Here is a 16,693-nt window from a genome sequence, read left to right on the forward strand (position 1 = left end):
AAACAAAATAAGCAAATGGAGCGTATGACCATGGACAAACCGGCCTCGCGGCATTTCAGCGTCTTGATCATCGATGATGAACCCCAGGTGACCTCGGAACTCCGCGAACTGCTGGAAAACAGTGGCTACCGTTGCGTAACCAGCACCCACCGAGAGTCGGCGATCGCCAGCTTCCAGGCCGACCCGAACATCGGCCTGGTCATCTGCGACCTCTACCTGGGGCAGGACAACGGTATCCGCCTGATCGAGAGCCTCAAGGAAGTCGCCGGCAACGGCAGGTTCTTCGAATCGATCATCCTCACCGGTCACGATGGCCGCCAGGAAGTGATCGAGGCCATGCGGGTCGGCGCCGCCGACTACTACCAGAAACCGGTGGCGCCGCAGGAACTGCTGCATGGCCTCGAACGCCTGGAGAACCGCCTGCACGAGCGCGTCCGCAGCCAGTTGAGCCTGAGCCACGTCAACCAGCGCCTGGAATACCTCGCCGAATCGCTGAACTCGATCTACCGCGACATCCACAAGATCAAGTACGAGGTACACGGCAACAGCCAGCCGAGTGCCCTCAAGAGCGAAGACAGCCAGCCGTCCGCGCCGCCGGCGTCGGTCGCGGAAAGCCAGGTGTCCCCGAGCAATCCGCTGTTCGGCAAGCTGTCGCCCCGCCAGCAGGCGGTGGCGCGGCTGGTGAGCAAGGGCCTGACCAACTACCAGATAGCCTACGAGCTGGGCATCACCGAGAACACGGTGAAGCTGTACGTCTCCCAGGTGCTGCGCCTGATGCATATGCACAACCGCACACAGCTGGCGCTGGCCCTGTCGCCTGCGGCGATGCAGCAGGGCAGCGGAGCGGTGGTGCACTGACAGGCGCGATGGCCCGGCGGGCCTGCTAGATCAGCAGTTCCGCCCTGCCGACATCGACCTTCAGAATCTCCGCGTCGATGTATCCAAGTTGTACCCCCAGCAAGGGCAGGACCAGATTCAGGATCGGCGTCAGCAGCCCATCGACCAGAGGTGCCACCACGGAATTCACGATGAGGTCGGTGAGCGCCGTCGAGCCGCACAGCAAAGGCAAGCACAGTCCGAGCACCACGGGATTGACGTTGATGCTGGTTTTCAGGGTACTGGCGAGAAAGCCGCTTTCCGGCAACCTGCGGCTCTGGACGAGATCGGAACCGTCGGCTTTCACGTTGAATCGCGTATCGCCCGAGCTGCCGGCGATCGAGGTATCGAGCTTGAGATCCAATCGCACCAAGCCGCCAAGCACCAGAATCGAGCCGACCTGATCGATGTTGGCCGGACTGCCGATCTTTATCGTCGCTCCGCTGCTTCTCCAACCGAAGTCCAACGCGGTATCCGGGCGGGTACAGGCCATGCTTTTCAGCCAGACGGCTCCCGACGCGCCTTCGATGGCCAGTTGCAGTTTCGTGGTGGCGAGAATGGACAGGAACCCGGAATCGATGTCCGCCGTAAGTCGTACCTGGGACTGGCGCACCTCCGTGCGCCAGGCACCGCTCTCATCCTGCCCTGGCGGCCCGGAGACGATCCTCTTCGGCTCTACGACCGTGAGCCGTGCATTGGCCAATCCAGGGATACCCAGGTTCACGGCGACCGCGGAATTCTTGTTGGCGACCTGGGCAACCGCCATGATGAGATCCAGCGCATTGATCGCCGTATCCAGCTGCGACATGCTGTTCACCTCGCCGGCGCTCAGCCCCAGCAGGTCTCCCAGTTTCAACGTGGCCGACTTTACCCCCACCAATTGCGTTCTCAGGGCCTCGACCGAGGCTACGCCGTTCTTCGCCAGGACGTTCACGCTGGCGGCGAGTACCTGCTGCAAGCCGACGTTGGTATTCAACAACTGTTCGATGGTCCCCAGGCTGGTATCGACCCCGATCAAGCCCATTCCATCCGCGCCGAGAATGTCCAGCACACTGAGCTTCGCGTCGGCGATACCGTTGTAGGCCGCCGCGGAGAGATCGATCTGGGTGCCCAGCAATCCGCTCAGGATGGGGTTGAGCAACGCCGATTGGCCACTGTTCACGCTCGCCAGCCCCGTGCCTGCGGAAATCGTGGCGTTCGGCAGGCGTCGCGCCACGGCCTCTGCGCGGAGATCGACGTTGGCATTGCCGCCGCCGAACAGTCCCCCGAGGTTGGCGACCAGGCTGCCGGGAACGCTCTTGGTCACCTCGACATGCACCGCCTCGTTGGCGGCAGCCGCGTTCGACGCGCTGGCTATGAAACTGCGCAGGCCGCCGGCACTCAGCACGCCGCCGACTTCCGCCGACAGGCTGGAGCCGGCGGCGTCCGCATCGAACCCGTTGAGCATCGCGCTGGCCTTGGCGAAAGACGTCGCCTGGGCAGAACTCTGGTCGCCGCACAAGGCTCCCTGGGAGGCACTCTCCAGCGCCGCCACGTCCGCCACTCGCTGCAGGTTGCGCTGCTCCAGGTAGAGCCGCCCGGTATCCACCACCAGCAACAGGCAGATCAAGGCCAGCAGCAGGGTGGTCGCCGCCAGGATGCCGATCGCCCCGCGCTGTCTTGCAGGCCATCCGTTCATGCCCTGCCCCTCCGCCAGGAACCGTCAGTTCTTGCTCTCGCCGAAGCCGCGATCTTCCAGCAGGTACTCGGGAATCTCGTGCTCATAGCTTTTCAGGTAGCGCTGGTAGGCACGCTGGCGCTCGGCGGCGGTCGCGCTTTGCCGAACCGGGCTGGCGGCCCGGCCGCTCGCCTGGATGGCCAGCCAGGCGCGGGTGGCGGTCTGCGGTTCGGCCGTCGCTGGCGCGGCAGGACGGACCGCCGGCGTGTCCGCGGCCCAGGCCGTGCCGGACAGGAGCAGCAAGACGCCGAACAGGATTCGCTCGTGCATGGTTCACCTCTCCGGCGCCGGCTCAGGGCGCCTCGTTGGCCATCGCGGTATGCATATTCGCCTCCGCCGGCAGTTCCGCCAGCGGGTCGTCGCTTGCCGGCGCCGCGCCGGGTGTCGGTACGGCACCCCAGCTGCGCGCCCGCGCCTCGGCCGCGCGGATGTCCCGGGCATTCAGCTGCAAACGCTCGATCAGGCGCTGCGCATCTTCCCGGTCGCCTTGCAGGTACAGCAGGCCGAGCAGGTTGGTCGCCGGCAGCTTGCCACCCTGCTGCAACTCCAGCGCAGTGATGAATTCGAAGCGCGCGCCGACACGGTCGCCGCGCTTGAGCAGGGCGACCCCCAGGTCGTTGCGGAAGCGGCTCTCGGTCGGCCGCAGGCGCGCCGCCTCGCGCAGCTCGAGGACCGCCCGGGCGCTGTCGCCATTGCGCAGGGCGAGCAGGCCGAGGCCGTGGTGCGCCTCGGGTGCCTTGCAGGTTTCCAGCAGGGCCTGGTACTCGGCCCTGGCCCGCGGGTCGCCGATCCGGCGCAGGATCAGCGCCCTTTCCTCGCGCACGTCGAGCAACCCCGGCGGCATGCTTTCCAGGTTGGCCAGGGCCGCATGCAGGCGGCCCTCGCGGATCATGTCGCGGACCATGTTCATCTGCAGTTCCTGCTCCTGGCCGAGCTGCTGCGAACACTCCCGTGGGCCGTCCCGCCCCGGCAGCGCGGCGCAACCGCCGAGCAGGGCGGCGCACAGGCCGATGCCGATCAGTGCTTTCATCCCAGTCCTCCCAAGGCCTTGGTGATGGCAATGACGCCCGGACCGGCGAGGACGATCAGCAGCGCCGGGAACAGCAGCACCATCATCACCAGGCTCATCTTCGCCGACAGCTTGCCGATGCGTTCCTGCAAGGTGGTCAGGCGCCGGTCTTCGAACAGTTGCTTGAGCGTCAGCAGGGTGCTGCGCGCACTGCCGCCCTGGCGCAACATCTGCCGTAGCACGCCGCAGCAGTCGTTCAGCGGGTCCACCTGCAGGCGCCGGGCAAGCGCCTCCAGCTCTTCCGCCAGGTCGATGCCGTTGTCGGCACGGGTCAGCGCCAGGTCCAGCTCGCGGGCCAGTTGCGGGGTGATCCCGCGGCCTTCCAGGCAGACCACGCGCAGCGTCTGCTCCACGGTCAGGCCGGCGTCGAAGAGGATGCGGATCAGTTGCACGAACAGGATCATCTCGTCGGCGATCAGCGCCCGGCGCGCCTTGGCGAAGTGCTTGAGCACCTGCTTGGGCAGGAGGAAACCGATGCCGGCGGCGAACAGCAGCGGCACCGCGTAGGACGCCTCGCTCTCGGCGCGCAGCAGCTTGACCAGCAAGACCAGGAGAACGAACAGCAGCGGCGTGAGGAACACCGAGATCAGGTACAGGGTCCGGTAGCGACTCTCGTGCCAGCCGGCCTGTTGCAGCAACTGGCGGGCCTCGCTGTCCATCAGTTGCAGGCGCCGCACCCAGAAGCTGTCGTCCATCCGCTCGGTCATGCCGGCCAGCCACCTGGTCGAGCCGCCAGGGTTGGCCAGCGCTCCCAGGCGCCTCTCGATCAGGCGCTGCTCGCGGCTGCCGTTGCGCGCCTGGAGCAACAGCAACAAGGCACCGCCGACCGCCATCAGGAGCGCCGCGAAAATCAGCCACTGTGCCTGCATGGCCACCTCCTAGACGCTCTTGAGCATGCGCCACAGCGCATAGCAGCCGAGCAGTTGCAGCCCGAGCGAGGCCAGGAGCAGGAAACGCCCGGTGCCGTCGGCCCACATGTTCAGCAGATAGCCCGGGTTGCTCGCCAGGATGTAGCCGCCCAGGGCGCTCGGCACGCCGGCCAGGACATAGGCGCTGATCCGTGTCTCGCCGGTCATCGCGTGCAACTGCCGGCTGAGCTTCTCGCGCTCGTGGATGAGCTTGACGATGCTGTCCAGCAGGTCGCTGGTATTGCCGCCATAACGGTGGTTGACCGAGACGCCCAGGGCGAGGATGCGCAGCTCCTCAACCTCGTAGAGTTCGGCGACTTCCTGCAACGCCTCCGGCAGGTGGATGCCGAGAAGCACGTGGTTGCGCGCCAGGGTGAAGATGTCGCGCAGCGGCTCCTCGGCATTCTCCACTGCCTGCATCAGCGCGTCGCCCAGCGTGCGCCCGGCGTGCAGGCTGCGCACTACCTGGTCGAGGAAACGCGGCATCTGCCGGATCATTCGCTTCAGGCGGCGCTGGTAGAGCATGCCCAGGGCGACGCGGCAGGACAGCGCCGCCAGTAGCAGGCCGCCTAGCGCGCCGATGGTGCCGAACAGGCCCAATCCGCTCCAGACCAGCAGCAGCGCGAGCACTGCCGCCCCGAACAACCACGGGCGCGGGCGCTGGATACCGGCGCGACGCATCTGGCGAGCCAGCCAGTGACTGCTGCGCGGCCGCACCGCGACCGCCTCCTGGCGTCCCAGCAGCCGTTCAACCACCAGTTCGTTGCGCCCGGCGCGCCAGCCCATGAACGCCAGGGCCAGCGCGGCGAAAGCCAGCACGCCGCTGAACAGCACCAGCAGTTGCGCGCCGTTCACAGCAGCGCCTGGCGGAATTTCTGCCCGACCGGCGCGGCCTGGCGGACGAACTGCCCGCTACCGCGCCGGTCGAGACTGAACAGGGTATTGGTGACGTACACGCCGTCGCGCACCTCCAGCACCTCCAGCACTTCGCTGATGCAACGCCGACCGCTGGCCAGGCGGGTGATCTGCACCACCACGTCCAGCGCGGCGCAGATCATCAGGCGCAAGGTCTGCTCCGGCAGCCTGTTGCCGGTCAGGCCGACCAGCATCTCCATGCGCAGCAGCGAATCCATCGCCGAGTTGGCGTGCACCGTGCTCATCGAGCCGTCGTGGCCGGTGTTCATCGCCTGCAGCACGTCGAGCACCTCGACGCCGCGGATCTCGCCGAGGATGATCCGGTCCGGGCGCATCCGCAGGGCGTTGCGGATCAGGTCGCGGGCGGTCACCTCGCCGTAGCCCTCGGCGTTCGGCGGACGGGTCTCCAGGCGCACCACGTGGTCGTGGCCGAGTTGCAGCTCGGCGGTGTCCTCGATGGTGACGATCCGCTCGCGTTCGTCGATGAAGCCGCTGATGACGTTGAGCAAGGTGGTCTTGCCGGTGCCGGTGCCGCCACTGATGAGGATGTTGCAGCGGCGCGAGACCGCCTGGCGGAGGAACTCGAGCAAGGCTTCGTCGACGCTCTGGTAGGCCAGCAGGTCGGCACTGCGCAGCAGCTCCTGGCTGAACTTGCGGATCGAGATGCACGGCCCGTCCAGCGCCACCGGGGGAATGATCGCGTTGACCCGGCTGCCGTCCGGCAGGCGCGCGTCGACCATCGGGCTGGACTCGTCCAGGCGTCGGCCGAGGGGCGCGAGGATACGCTGGATCACCCGCAGCACATGGTGGTCGTCGATGAAGCGCAGGTCGCTCTGGTAGAGCCGCCCTTCCCGCTCGACGAACACCCGGCCCGGCCCGTTGACGAGGATTTCCGAGACGCCGGGATCGCGCAGGAGGATCTCCAGCGGGCCGAAGCCGGTGAGTTCGTCGACCACCTCTTCGGCCAGGCGGTCCAGTTCGTAGCGGGAGATCGCCAGTTGATGGCGCGAGCCGTATTCGCAGACCTTTTCCGAGACGTACTGGACCACGGCGGAGCGCGCGCCCTCCAGCAGGTTCATGCCGTCTTCGTCGATCTCGTCGATGATGTAGCGGTGCAGGCGCAGCTTCAGCGCCTGGATGTCCTGCTCCTGGCGGGAGTGGAAGGCACCGCCGTCAGGACGCGCGCCGAATCCCGTGCTCATAGCAGCGCCGCCTTGGCCCGGCCGAGCCAGGACAGCAGCGAACGGCGCTCGCCGCGTGTCACGCACAGGCTGTCCGCCAGTTGCCGCAGCTTGGCCGCCAATGGGTCGCGCGGCGCCACCTCGAACAGGCTCTTGCCGAGGTTCTTCGCGCGCAGGCGCGATTCCGGGGACAACGGCAGGACACCGAACAGATCGAGGTCGAACATCCGGCTTAGGGCCTGCTGGTCCGGCGCCACATTGGGCAGGTAGCGCTCGATCAGCAACTCGATGGAGGGCAACGGCAGGTTGCGCTCGCGCAGGCGGCGCAGGCGCTCCAGGCCCTTCTTGCAGGACGGCACGCTCTGGTCGACCATCCACAGCACGCGGTTGGCCTGCACCAGCAACTGGTTGCTCAGCTCGCCCTCGGGCAGCCCGGTGAGGTTGACCACCACATGGCTGAACGCCCCGCGCAGGTTGCCCAGCAACAGATAGAGTTCGGCGGTGGTGACTCGCTCCAGCACGCCGGGCTCGTCGGTCAGACTGAGTATCCGCAGGCCGCTGTCGAGGCGGGTGAAGGCGCTGTCGATCAGGGTCTGGTCGAGGCGCCGCAGGTTGCGCAAGGCATCGCTGAAGGTGAAGGCCGAGTCCAGGCCGAGGATCGCCAGCGCCTCGCCGGTGGGCTGGCCGACGTCCAGCAGCAGGACCTGGTTCGGCGTCTGCTCCTGCAACGCCTTGGCCAGGTGCAAGGCGACGAAGGCGCCGTCGGCGTCCGGTCGGGCGCTGACCAGGGTCAGCAGCTCGCCCTGGCGCGCCGCGCTCACCGGCACGCTGGGCAGGCGTCCGCCGAGGCGCCGGATCAGCCCGGTCAGCTCGCTGGCGCGGGCGCCGTAGGTGATGAAGTCGCGCGCGCCGGCGCGCATCGCCGCCAGCACCAACTGGTTGTCCAGGCCGTCGCCGATGGCCACCACCGAGAGCATCGGCCGCGCCGATACCAATCCCTCGACCAGCGCACCCTGGGACACCAGGTTGCTTTTGCCGAGGCTGATGAACAGCACCCCGGCGGCGGTGACGTCGAGCAGCGCCAGCAGCTCCTCCAGGCTGGCGCTGCCTGCCGGAACCACCTGGCCGGCGGACGCCAGGCTGTTCTGCAACCAGTCGAGTTCGCCGGGATGCTGGGTCAGCGCCACGAAGTTCTGGTTCATGCGCGCCTCCTAATCCGACAGACCGGTGTCGTTCTGCTGGCCGTCGTACTCGCCGCGCTCGAGGAAGTACAGGCGCGAGAACCCCGGATCGTAGTGCCGCAGGCCCTCGCCGGGCAGGTCCGGCAACTGTGCGTCGGCGGCCAGCGGCTGGACCAGGTGCGGGGTGACGATCATCAGCAGCTCGCGGTCGTCCTTGTCCAGCTTGGTCGAGCGGAAGAACGCACCGAGGATCGGGATGTCGCCCAGCCAGGGAAACTTGTCGACGTTGCTCACCGAGTTGCTGCTGGTCAGCCCGCTGATCACGAAACTCTCGCCGTCGGCCAGCATCACGCTGGTGTCGGTGCGCCGGACGCGCAGCGCCGGCACCGCCACCCCGCCGCTCTGGATGCCGGCGCTGTAGTCCAGTTCGCTGACCTCCGGCGCCACCTTGAGAGCAATGCGGCGGTTGTTCATCACCGTCGGGGTGAGGGTCAGGCGGATGCCGAACTCCTTGTATTCGATGGTGACGTTGTCGTTGGTGCCGTTCGGCACCGGGATCGGAAACTCGCCGCCGGCGAGGAACGACGCGCTCTGCCCGCTCATCGCCACCAGGCTCGGGCGCGCCAGGGTATAGGCGAAGCCGCTGCCCTCCAGGGCATTCATGAAGCTCAACCACTTGCCGCCGCCGAAGATCAGGTTGAATCCCGAGCTGCCGGTGCCGAAGGTGCCGCCCAGGCCGCTGCCGTCGGCATTGACCTTGATATCGCCGAGGCTGCCCGGCGCACCGAGCACCCAGAGGTTGCCGCCGCGGCGGACGAACGAGGTGCTGGCCTGCTTCAGCTTGCTGCGGCTGACCTCGACGAAGCGGATATCGGTCTGCACCTGGTTCGGCAGCTCCTCCACGGCGCCGACGGTGAACGCTGGAGCACCGCGGGTATCGACGCTACCGCGTCCCTCGACCTCCACCAGGCTGCGCAACGGCTCGGGACTGCAGCCGGTCCAGATCAGCAGGCTGGTGGAGCCCTGTTCCTTGCCGGTGACCAGGAAGCCGCGACGATCCAGCAACTGTACGTCGGCGATCTTCGGATCGCCGATGGCCAGCCGTTCGATCGGCACCGCCAGGCGCAGGTCACGCTGTTGTCCCTGGACGACGTCGACCCGCGGCGCCTGCGCCAGCAACTCGATGCAGCCCTGCGGCAAAGCCAGTGCCGGCAGCGCCAACGCCACCCCCAGCAGCCCTCCCAGCCAGCGCGACACGCCTATCCCGGTGCTCCGATGCATATGCCGGCTCCCCTCAAGGCACTTCATGGGTCATGGCGCTGCCACGGTAGACCGTGACCCCGTTGGCCACCGGCACGCGCGGAGCCGCGCTGCGCACGCTCGGCGCCGTCGGTTTGCGGCGCTCCAGCAGTTGGTCGAGACTCAGCGCCGCGCTCGGCGCGCCCAGCGACGCTTGCAGTAGCGCGCCTTCCTGCTCCCTGCGGTAGAGTTCTTCGTCCTTGCTGCGGATGGCCAGGCGCAGCGAACCGGCCTGGCTCGCCAGCATCAGCCGCGCCACGCCGTCCTCCGGTACCGCCAGCACCGCGGTACGCGGCGGACGCGGGTCCTTTTCCTGGTTCGAGCGGTCCTGTCCATCGCTGCCCACGGCGATCCGCTCGCCGTAGGTCAGTACCCGGACGCCGGGCAACACCAGTTGCGCCAGCGGGGTCGATTCGCCGTCCCGCTCGTCACGCACGAAGAGCATCACGTCGACATAGTCGCCGGGCAGGACGAAGCCGCCGCCGCCGACCACTTCGTCCACAGCAATCGCCATCGCCCGCTCGTCCGGACGGATGGTCCGGGCCAGCGGACCGCCGGGTTCGAGGGTCGCGGCGGAAAGAATGCTGCCGGCCGGCACCGCGACCCAGACCCGCTTGCCGAGCAACGCCTCGGGCCTGTCGTAGCTACCGACCGGTGCGGTCCGCAACAGCTCGACGCTCAGGTCGTCCTTGCCGATCACCGCCAGCGCCGGGAGATCGCGACTGGCCACCAGCACCGGCTTGCGTTCGAGCTTTTCCAGCGAAGCGTCCACCGTCGCCGAAGCCGGCGCCACGGATGGAGCGTGCGCGTTCGATGGCGCGCGGCCGATGGATACGCCGAGGTATCCGAGCAACACCGCACCGAGCAGCAGCAGGCCGGCCAGGGCCATCAGCACCTTGCTATTCATGGGCAGACCCCTGCTATGCGTCCGGACAGGTCGATGAACGGAAAATCACCGGCGATCGCCGATGAACGAAAAAGAAAAAGTGGCGTCTTGCTGTCCGTGTCATGGCCATACTCCGGGACTGGCTTTCCATGGCAGGTACATTGGGTTATCGACTGGAGACAGTCGTTATTCAAGAACCAAAGTTCATAACTTCGACCATGCGGCGATAGGCCTGAATCTAGACTTGGGATAATCAATGTCAATTTGTCATTAGATGTAGTCCAAGCCTTGTAACTCGCCATATAACCTTGCGACTAATCCACTCCTACTAATGCCATTTAGTTGTTGCAAAACGCCATCATCGGCCTAGCCTCAGCGTGGAGGCAGGGCTCTGTCTCGGTGATTGCCGCGTTCGAGGAGCAAACAAGAATGAAGAACCTGACTCTGCTCGTGTATTGCAAACTTCGCGCATTCCTGGCGGACGAAGAAGGGGCAAATGCCATCGAATACGCGGTTATCGCAGGTTTGATCGCGGTGGCTCTGATTGCCGTATTGAGTCCCACGGACAGTGGTATCGTCGGCGGGCTGAAAGCCTTCTTCGACGGAGTCGGCGAAAAAGTCGGCGGGCTGTCTCCGACAGCGAACTGACGCGAGCGCTTTCCCGGTCGCTTCCCATAGTGGCGCCATTTTCATGGCGCCACTATTTTGCCTTTGTAATGGCACTGTGCTACAAAGCCTGCCGTTCAGGCGCTGGATCATGGCTTTCCCCCGCAAGCTCCCTACCTGGTGGCCTGGGCTCCCCGCCCTTCTTGAGGCTTTTGCCAGGACGCATCGCTCATGCTTCGCTCGCTGTCGTTTGCCAAGAAAATCCTTCTCGCCGCCGCGCTGGTGGTAGTTTTCGCCTTCAGCTGCTTCATCCTCTACAACGATTACCGACAGCGCGAGGCCGTGCGCACGGACACGGAAAACTACCTCGGGGAAATCGGCACCCTGACCGCCAGCAACATCCAGAGCTGGCTGGAAGGCCGCATGCACCTGGTGGAAGGCCTGGCCTCGCAACTGGCGCTGCTCGACCAGCCCGACGAGGCGAATATCGCAAGGCAACTGGAACAGCCCGTCTTCAGCCGCAATTTCGCGTCGGTCTATCTTGGCGAGGCGGCCAGCGGCACCTTCACCATGCGCCCCTACGACGCCATGCCGGAAGGTTACGACCCACGTACCCGCGCCTGGTACAAGGACGCGCTGGCGGCCGACCGGCTGATCGTCACCGAACCTTTCGTCGATGCCGGCACCGGCGAGCAGATCCTCGCCATGTCGCTGCCGGTGCGGCACGCCGGTCAACTGCTGGGCGTCGCCGCCGGCGACATGAAGCTGGAGACCCTGACCGCGATCCTCAATTCCCTGAAGTTCGACGGTGCCGGCTACGCCTTCCTGGTCAGCGACGCCGGCAAGATCCTCCTCCACCCCGACTCCGGGCTGGTCCTGAAGACCCTCGCCGAAGTCTATCCCAAAGGCGCACCGAACATCGTCCCCGGGGTCCACGAGGTGGAACTCGACGGTCGCAGCCAGTTCGTTTCCTTCACCCCGGTGAAGGGACTGCCCGGCGTGACCTGGTACGTCGCCCTGGTCCTCGACCGCGACACCGCCTATTCGATGCTCAGCGAATTCCGCACTTCGGCGATCGTCGCCACGCTAATCGCGGTGGTCGGCATCATGCTTCTCCTCGGCATGCTGATCCGCGTACTGATGCAACCGCTCACCGACATGGGCCGCGCCATGCAGGACATCGCCCAGGGCGAAGGCGACCTGACCAAGCGCCTGAAGGTCACCAGCAACGATGAATTCGGTACGTTGGCCAATGCCTTCAACCGCTTCGTCGAGCGTATCCACGAATCGATCCGCGAGGTCGCCGGGACCGCTCGCCAACTGCACGATGTGGCGCAACTGGTGGTGAACGCCTCGAACTCCTCGATGGCCAACTCCGACGAGCAGTCCAACCGCACCAACAGCGTCGCAGCAGCGATCAACGAACTCGGCGCCGCCGCCCAGGAAATCGCCCGCAACGCCGCCGATGCCTCGCACCACGCCTCCGACGCCAACCACCAGGCCGAAGACGGCAAGCAGGTGGTCGAGCAGACCATCCGCGCGATGAACGAGCTTTCCGAGAAGATCAGCGCCTCCTGTGCCAACATCGAGGCCCTCAACAGCCGCACGGTGAACATCGGCCAGATCCTCGAAGTGATCAAGGGCATCTCCGAGCAGACCAACCTGCTCGCCCTCAACGCCGCCATCGAAGCCGCGCGCGCCGGCGAGGCCGGACGCGGCTTCGCGGTGGTCGCCGACGAGGTGCGCAACCTGGCCCACCGTGCCCAGGAGTCGGCCCAGCAGATCCAGAAGATGATCGAAGAGCTGCAAGTCGGCGCCCGCGAGGCGGTGGCCACCATGACCGAAAGCCAGCGTTACAGCCTGGAGAGCGTGGAGATCGCCAACCGTGCCGGCGAACGCCTGGGTAGCGTGACCAGCCGGATCGGCGAGATCGACAGCATGAACCAGTCGGTGGCCACTGCCACCGAGGAACAGACCGCGGTGGTCGACTCGCTGAACATGGACATCACCGAGATCAACACCCTCAACCAGGAAGGCGTGGAGAACCTCCAGGCCACCCTGCGCGCCTGCGGCGAGCTGGAAACCCAGGCCGGGCGCCTGCGGCACCTGGTGGACAGCTTCAAGATCTGAGCCCGTCCGTCCCACAGGCCGGCTAACCGCGAAGCGGTTAGCCGGCGATCATCCAGCCCCCATGAAAAAGGCGCCCGCGGGCGCCTTTTTCATGGCCTGGCGCTCAGCGCCGCTTCTTCCCGCCCATCAACGAGCCGAGCAGGCCACGCACCAGCTCCCGGCTCAACTGGTTGGCCGCCTGGCGCATGGCGCTCTTCACCGTCGAATTGGACAGCAGGCTGCCGAGAATCTGCCCGGCCATGCCGCCGACGCCGGACGAGCTTTCCTGCTGAGCAGTCGCCTGGCCCTGGACCTCGGGCTTGGCGCCCGCCTTGTTCGCCAGCACCTCGTAGGCCGACTCGCGATCGATCGGCTGGTCGTAGCGACCCTTCAACGGCGACCGCTGGACCAGTTCAGCGCGCTCGCTGTCGCTCAGCGGGCCGATCCGCGAATAGGGCGGCGCCACCGCGACGCGCTGGACCATGGCCGGCGTGCCCTTTTCCTCCAGGGTGCCGACCAACGCCTCGCCGATACCCAGTTCGGTCAGCACCCCCAGGGTGTCGAACGCCGGGTTCGGGCGGAAACCGTCGGCCACCGCGCGCAGCGATTTCTGCTCCTTGGCGGTGAAGGCGCGCAGGCCATGCTGGATACGCAGGCCGAGCTGGGCCAGGACATCGTCCGGCAGGTCGCCCGGCGACTGGGTGACGAAGTACACCCCGACGCCTTTCGAGCGGATCAGCCGGACCACCTGTTCCAGGCGGTCGCGCAAGGCTTTCGGCGTGCCGTTGAACAGCAAGTGGGCCTCGTCGAAGAACAGTGCCAGCACCGGCTTGTCGGCATCGCCGCGCTCCGGCAGTTGCTCGAACAGCTCGGCCAACAGCCAGAGCAGGAAAGTCGCGTAGACCTTCGGCGCCTCGTGCACCAGGCGGCTGGCGTCGAGCAGGTGGATGCGCCCGCGCCCGTCCGGCTCGGGGCGGAGGATGTCTTCCAGTTGCAGGGCAGGCTCGCCGAAGAAGGCCTCGGCGCCCTGCTGCTCCAGAGTGGCCAGGCGGCGCAGCAGCGCCTGCCCGGAAGCGCCAGTGAACAGCGCCCGGTCCTCGCCAAGGATTTCCGGATTGTCCTTCAGATGGTTGAGCAGCGCCTTCAGGTCCTTCAGGTCGAGCAGCAGCAGGCCTTCCCGGTCGGCCACCTGGAAGGCGGCGAACAGCGCGGCCTGCTGGCTATCGGTCAACTCCAGGAGGTTGGCCAGCAGCAGCGGGCCCATCTCGCTGATGGTGGTGCGCAACGGGTGGCCGGTCTTCCCGGCGATGTCCCAGAGCGTGGTCGGGTAGGCCTTCGGCTGGTAGTTCAGCCACGGCATGCTGGCGATACGTTCGGCGACCTTGCCCTGCGGGTTGCCCGGCGCGGCGATGCCGCACAGGTCGCCCTTGATGTCGGCGGCGAACACCGCGACACCGGCATCGCTGAAGGATTCGGCGAGGTGCTGCAAGGTCACCGTCTTGCCGGTACCGGTGGCGCCGGCGATCAATCCATGACGGTTGGCCAGGCGCCAGGCCTGTCCTACCGGCTGGCCATCGGGGCCAGCGCCGATCAACAACTCATTCGCTTGCGACATCCATTCATCCTCGGGACTAAAGCTCCGGCACGCTGTGCCGACAGTAAGGGAAAGCCCTTGTGCAACGGGGCTTCCAGCGGAACCCGCGTACCAATATGCGCGGGTTCCCGCGAAGGGCGTCGGGCCAGCGCATCGACCCGATCTGGCCGTCCAGCTTCAGCGAAGACCTTCGGGCCTTGCTGAGACAGGAAAAATCGCCATCGTATCCGTATCACGCATTCTTCGGAGCCACCCAGGGAACCGTGGCTTCGTGGCACAAGGCCGTGCCTGGGTCGACGGACTACCCACCCGCGCGACCCGCCCGACGCTGCAAGGCGTACGGAAAGCTCCTGCGCCCGCGGAACGGTCGCAGGGGTCTGGTCAAAGACTGGCGCTACATACTCCTGGACGCAATACAACATGATCAAAAGTCTGAAGTTCAGCCACAAGATCCTCCTCGCGGCCTCCCTCGTGGTGTTCGCCGCTTTCGCACTGTTCACCCTCTACAACGATTACCTGCAGCGCAACGCGATCCGCGAGGACCTCGAAAGCTACCTGCGGGAAATGGGTGACGTGACTTCCAGCAACATTCAGAACTGGCTCGGCGGCCGTCTGCTGCTGGTCGAGCAGACCGCCCAGACCCTGGCCCGCGACCACAGCCCGGAAACCGTCAGCGCCCTGCTCGAACAGCCGGCCCTGACCTCGACCTTCAGCTTCACCTACCTCGGCCAGCAGGACGGCGTCTTCACCATGCGTCCGGACAGCCCGATGCCGGCCGGCTACGATCCGCGCAGCCGGCCCTGGTACAAGGACGCCGTGGCGGCCGGCGGCCTGACCCTGACCGAACCCTACGTCGACGCCGCCACCCAGGAATTGATCATCACCGCGGCGACACCGGTGAAGGCCGCTGGCAACACCCTCGGCGTGGTAGGCGGCGACCTCAGCCTGAAGACCCTGGTGCAGATCATCAATTCGCTGGACTTCAGCGGCATGGGCTACGCCTTCCTGGTCAGCGGCGACGGCAAGATCCTGGTGCACCCGGACAAAGAGCAGGTGATGAAGACCCTGAGCGAGGTCTACCCGCAGAACACGCCGAAGATCGCCACCGGTTTCAGCGAGGCCGAATTGCACGGGCATACCCGCATCCTCGCCTTTACCCCTATCAAGGGCCTGCCTTCGGTGACCTGGTACCTGGCGCTGTCCATCGACAAGGACAAGGCCTACGCCATGCTCAGCAAGTTCCGCGTCTCGGCCATCGCCGCCGCGCTGATCTCCATCGTCGCCATCCTGGTCCTGCTCGGCCTGCTGATCCGCCTGCTGATGCAGCCGCTGCACCTGATGGGCCGTGCCATGCAGGACATCGCCCAGGGCGAGGGCGACCTGACCAAGCGCCTCGCCGTGACCAGCCGCGATGAATTCGGAGTGCTCGGCGATGCCTTCAACCAGTTCGTCGAGCGTATCCATCGCTCGATCCGGGAAGTCGCCGGGACCGCGCACAAACTGCACGACGTCTCGCAACTGGTGGTGAACGCCTCGAACTCTTCGATGGCCAACTCCGACGAGCAGTCCAACCGCACCAACAGCGTCGCCGCGGCGATCAACGAACTCGGCGCCGCCGCCCAGGAAATCGCCCGCAACGCCGCCGATGCCTCGCACCATGCGTCCGACGCCAACCACCAGGCCGAGGACGGCAAACAGGTGGTCGAGCAGACCATCCGCGCGATGAACGAGCTTTCCGAGAAGATCAGCGCCTCCTGCGCCAACATCGAGGCCCTCAACAGCCGCACGGTGAACATCGGCCAGATCCTCGAAGTGATCAAGGGCATCTCCGAGCAGACCAACCTGCTCGCCCTCAACGCCGCCATCGAAGCCGCGCGCGCCGGCGAGGCCGGACGCGGCTTCGCAGTGGTCGCCGACGAGGTGCGCAACCTGGCCCATCGCGCCCAGGAGTCGGCCCAGCAGATCCAGAAGATGATCGAAGAGCTGCAAGTCGGCGCCCGCGAGGCGGTGGCCACCATGACCGAGAGCCAGCGCTACAGCCTGGAGAGCGTGGAGATCGCCAACCGTGCCGGCGAAAGCCTGAGCAGCGTGACCCGGCGGATCGGCGAGATCGACGGGATGAACCAGTCGGTGGCCACCGCCACCGAGGAGCAGACCGCGGTGGTCGACTCGCTGAACATGGACATCACCGAGATCAACACCCTCAACCAGGAAGGCGTGGAGAACCTCCAGGCCACCCTGCGCGCCTGTGGCGAGCTGGAAACCCAGGCCGGGCGCCTGCGCCAACTGGTGGACAGCTTCAAGATCTGAGACCGGCCGGTCTCGTCGCCGAACCGGCGGACAACCGCGATG

The 16,693-nt window shown here is 66.3% G+C and carries 14 protein-coding genes; 4 read left to right on the forward strand and 10 right to left on the reverse strand.

Annotated features, from left to right (window positions below; all coding sequences use genetic code 11):
• Positions 1–30: 30 nt before the first annotated feature.
• Complete coding sequence (gene pprB, locus LJF27_RS12700; protein WP_003103959.1) at positions 31–858, forward strand: two-component response regulator PprB; 828 nt, start codon at positions 31–33, stop codon at positions 856–858.
• A 25-nt stretch (positions 859–883) separates the two neighbouring features.
• Here pprB and tadG read toward each other — a convergent pair whose 3' ends face one another.
• The 9 genes from tadG to rcpC are packed head-to-tail and all read right to left on the reverse strand — an operon-like array spanning position 884 to position 10,053.
• A complete protein-coding gene (gene tadG, locus LJF27_RS12705; protein ID WP_003162060.1) occupies positions 884–2,554 on the reverse strand; it encodes a type 4b pilus Flp biogenesis protein TadG in 1,671 nt (556 codons plus the stop codon).
• A 24-nt stretch (positions 2,555–2,578) separates the two neighbouring features.
• Entirely contained in the window at positions 2,579–2,863 is a 285-nt protein-coding gene (locus tag LJF27_RS12710; protein WP_003114983.1) for a DUF3613 domain-containing protein, read from the reverse strand.
• 22 nt (positions 2,864–2,885) lie between these two features.
• The gene (gene tadD, locus LJF27_RS12715) at positions 2,886–3,623 is read right to left on the reverse strand and encodes a type 4b pilus Flp biogenesis protein TadD (protein WP_016562303.1); all 738 of its coding nucleotides are present in this window, start codon (positions 3,621–3,623) and stop codon (positions 2,886–2,888) included.
• The gene (tadC, locus tag LJF27_RS12720; RefSeq protein ID WP_003103955.1) at positions 3,620–4,531 is read right to left on the reverse strand and encodes a type 4b pilus Flp biogenesis protein TadC; all 912 of its coding nucleotides are present in this window, start codon (positions 4,529–4,531) and stop codon (positions 3,620–3,622) included. The genes tadD and tadC overlap by 4 nt, the downstream gene beginning before the upstream one ends.
• A 9-nt stretch (positions 4,532–4,540) precedes the next feature.
• Positions 4,541–5,425, reverse strand: a complete 885-nt coding sequence (gene tadB / locus LJF27_RS12725; protein ID WP_003114981.1) for a type 4b pilus Flp biogenesis protein TadB — start codon at positions 5,423–5,425, stop codon at positions 4,541–4,543.
• Complete coding sequence (tadA, locus tag LJF27_RS12730; protein ID WP_003103953.1) at positions 5,422–6,687, reverse strand: type 4b pilus Flp biogenesis ATPase TadA; 1,266 nt, start codon at positions 6,685–6,687, stop codon at positions 5,422–5,424. Before tadA ends, tadB begins: the two co-directional genes overlap by 4 nt.
• A complete protein-coding gene (gene tadZ, locus LJF27_RS12735; RefSeq protein ID WP_003093855.1) occupies positions 6,684–7,868 on the reverse strand; it encodes a type 4b pilus Flp biogenesis protein TadZ in 1,185 nt (394 codons plus the stop codon). The genes tadA and tadZ overlap by 4 nt, the downstream gene beginning before the upstream one ends.
• A gap of 9 nt (positions 7,869–7,877) precedes the next feature.
• Positions 7,878–9,128 carry a type 4b pilus Flp secretin RcpA gene (gene rcpA / locus LJF27_RS12740; RefSeq protein ID WP_003120842.1) on the reverse strand — a complete coding sequence of 417 codons (1,251 nt, stop codon included), beginning with the start codon at positions 9,126–9,128 and terminating at the stop codon, positions 7,878–7,880.
• 13 nt (positions 9,129–9,141) lie between these two features.
• Positions 9,142–10,053, reverse strand: coding sequence for a type 4b pilus Flp biogenesis protein RcpC (gene rcpC, locus LJF27_RS12745; protein WP_003107382.1), 912 nt, complete (start codon positions 10,051–10,053; stop codon positions 9,142–9,144).
• Between the two features lie 408 nt (positions 10,054–10,461).
• Between rcpC and flp the strand changes: the two genes are divergently transcribed.
• Positions 10,462–10,680 (forward strand): type 4b pilus Flp major pilin, encoded by a 219-nt coding sequence (gene flp, locus LJF27_RS12750; RefSeq protein ID WP_023116742.1) that lies wholly within the window; start codon positions 10,462–10,464, stop codon positions 10,678–10,680.
• Positions 10,681–10,869: 189 nt separating this feature from the next.
• A complete protein-coding gene (gene pctC, locus LJF27_RS12755; RefSeq protein ID WP_025921213.1) occupies positions 10,870–12,768 on the forward strand; it encodes a methyl-accepting chemotaxis protein PctC in 1,899 nt (632 codons plus the stop codon).
• 103 nt (positions 12,769–12,871) lie between these two features.
• On the opposite strand, the gene LJF27_RS12760 is transcribed toward pctC, so the two are convergent.
• Positions 12,872–14,362, reverse strand: coding sequence for a helicase HerA-like C-terminal domain-containing protein (locus LJF27_RS12760; RefSeq protein ID WP_003114975.1), 1,491 nt, complete (start codon positions 14,360–14,362; stop codon positions 12,872–12,874).
• A gap of 399 nt (positions 14,363–14,761) precedes the next feature.
• On the opposite strand from LJF27_RS12760, the gene pctA reads away from it, so the two are divergent.
• On the forward strand, positions 14,762–16,651 hold the full coding sequence (gene pctA, locus LJF27_RS12765; RefSeq protein ID WP_003148125.1) for a methyl-accepting chemotaxis protein PctA: 1,890 nt from the start codon (positions 14,762–14,764) through the stop codon (positions 16,649–16,651).
• Positions 16,652–16,693 lie beyond the last annotated feature (42 nt).

This window comes from Pseudomonas sp. 203-8 (assembly GCF_020708595.1).
GTDB classification, from domain to species: domain Bacteria; phylum Pseudomonadota; class Gammaproteobacteria; order Pseudomonadales; family Pseudomonadaceae; genus Pseudomonas; species Pseudomonas aeruginosa.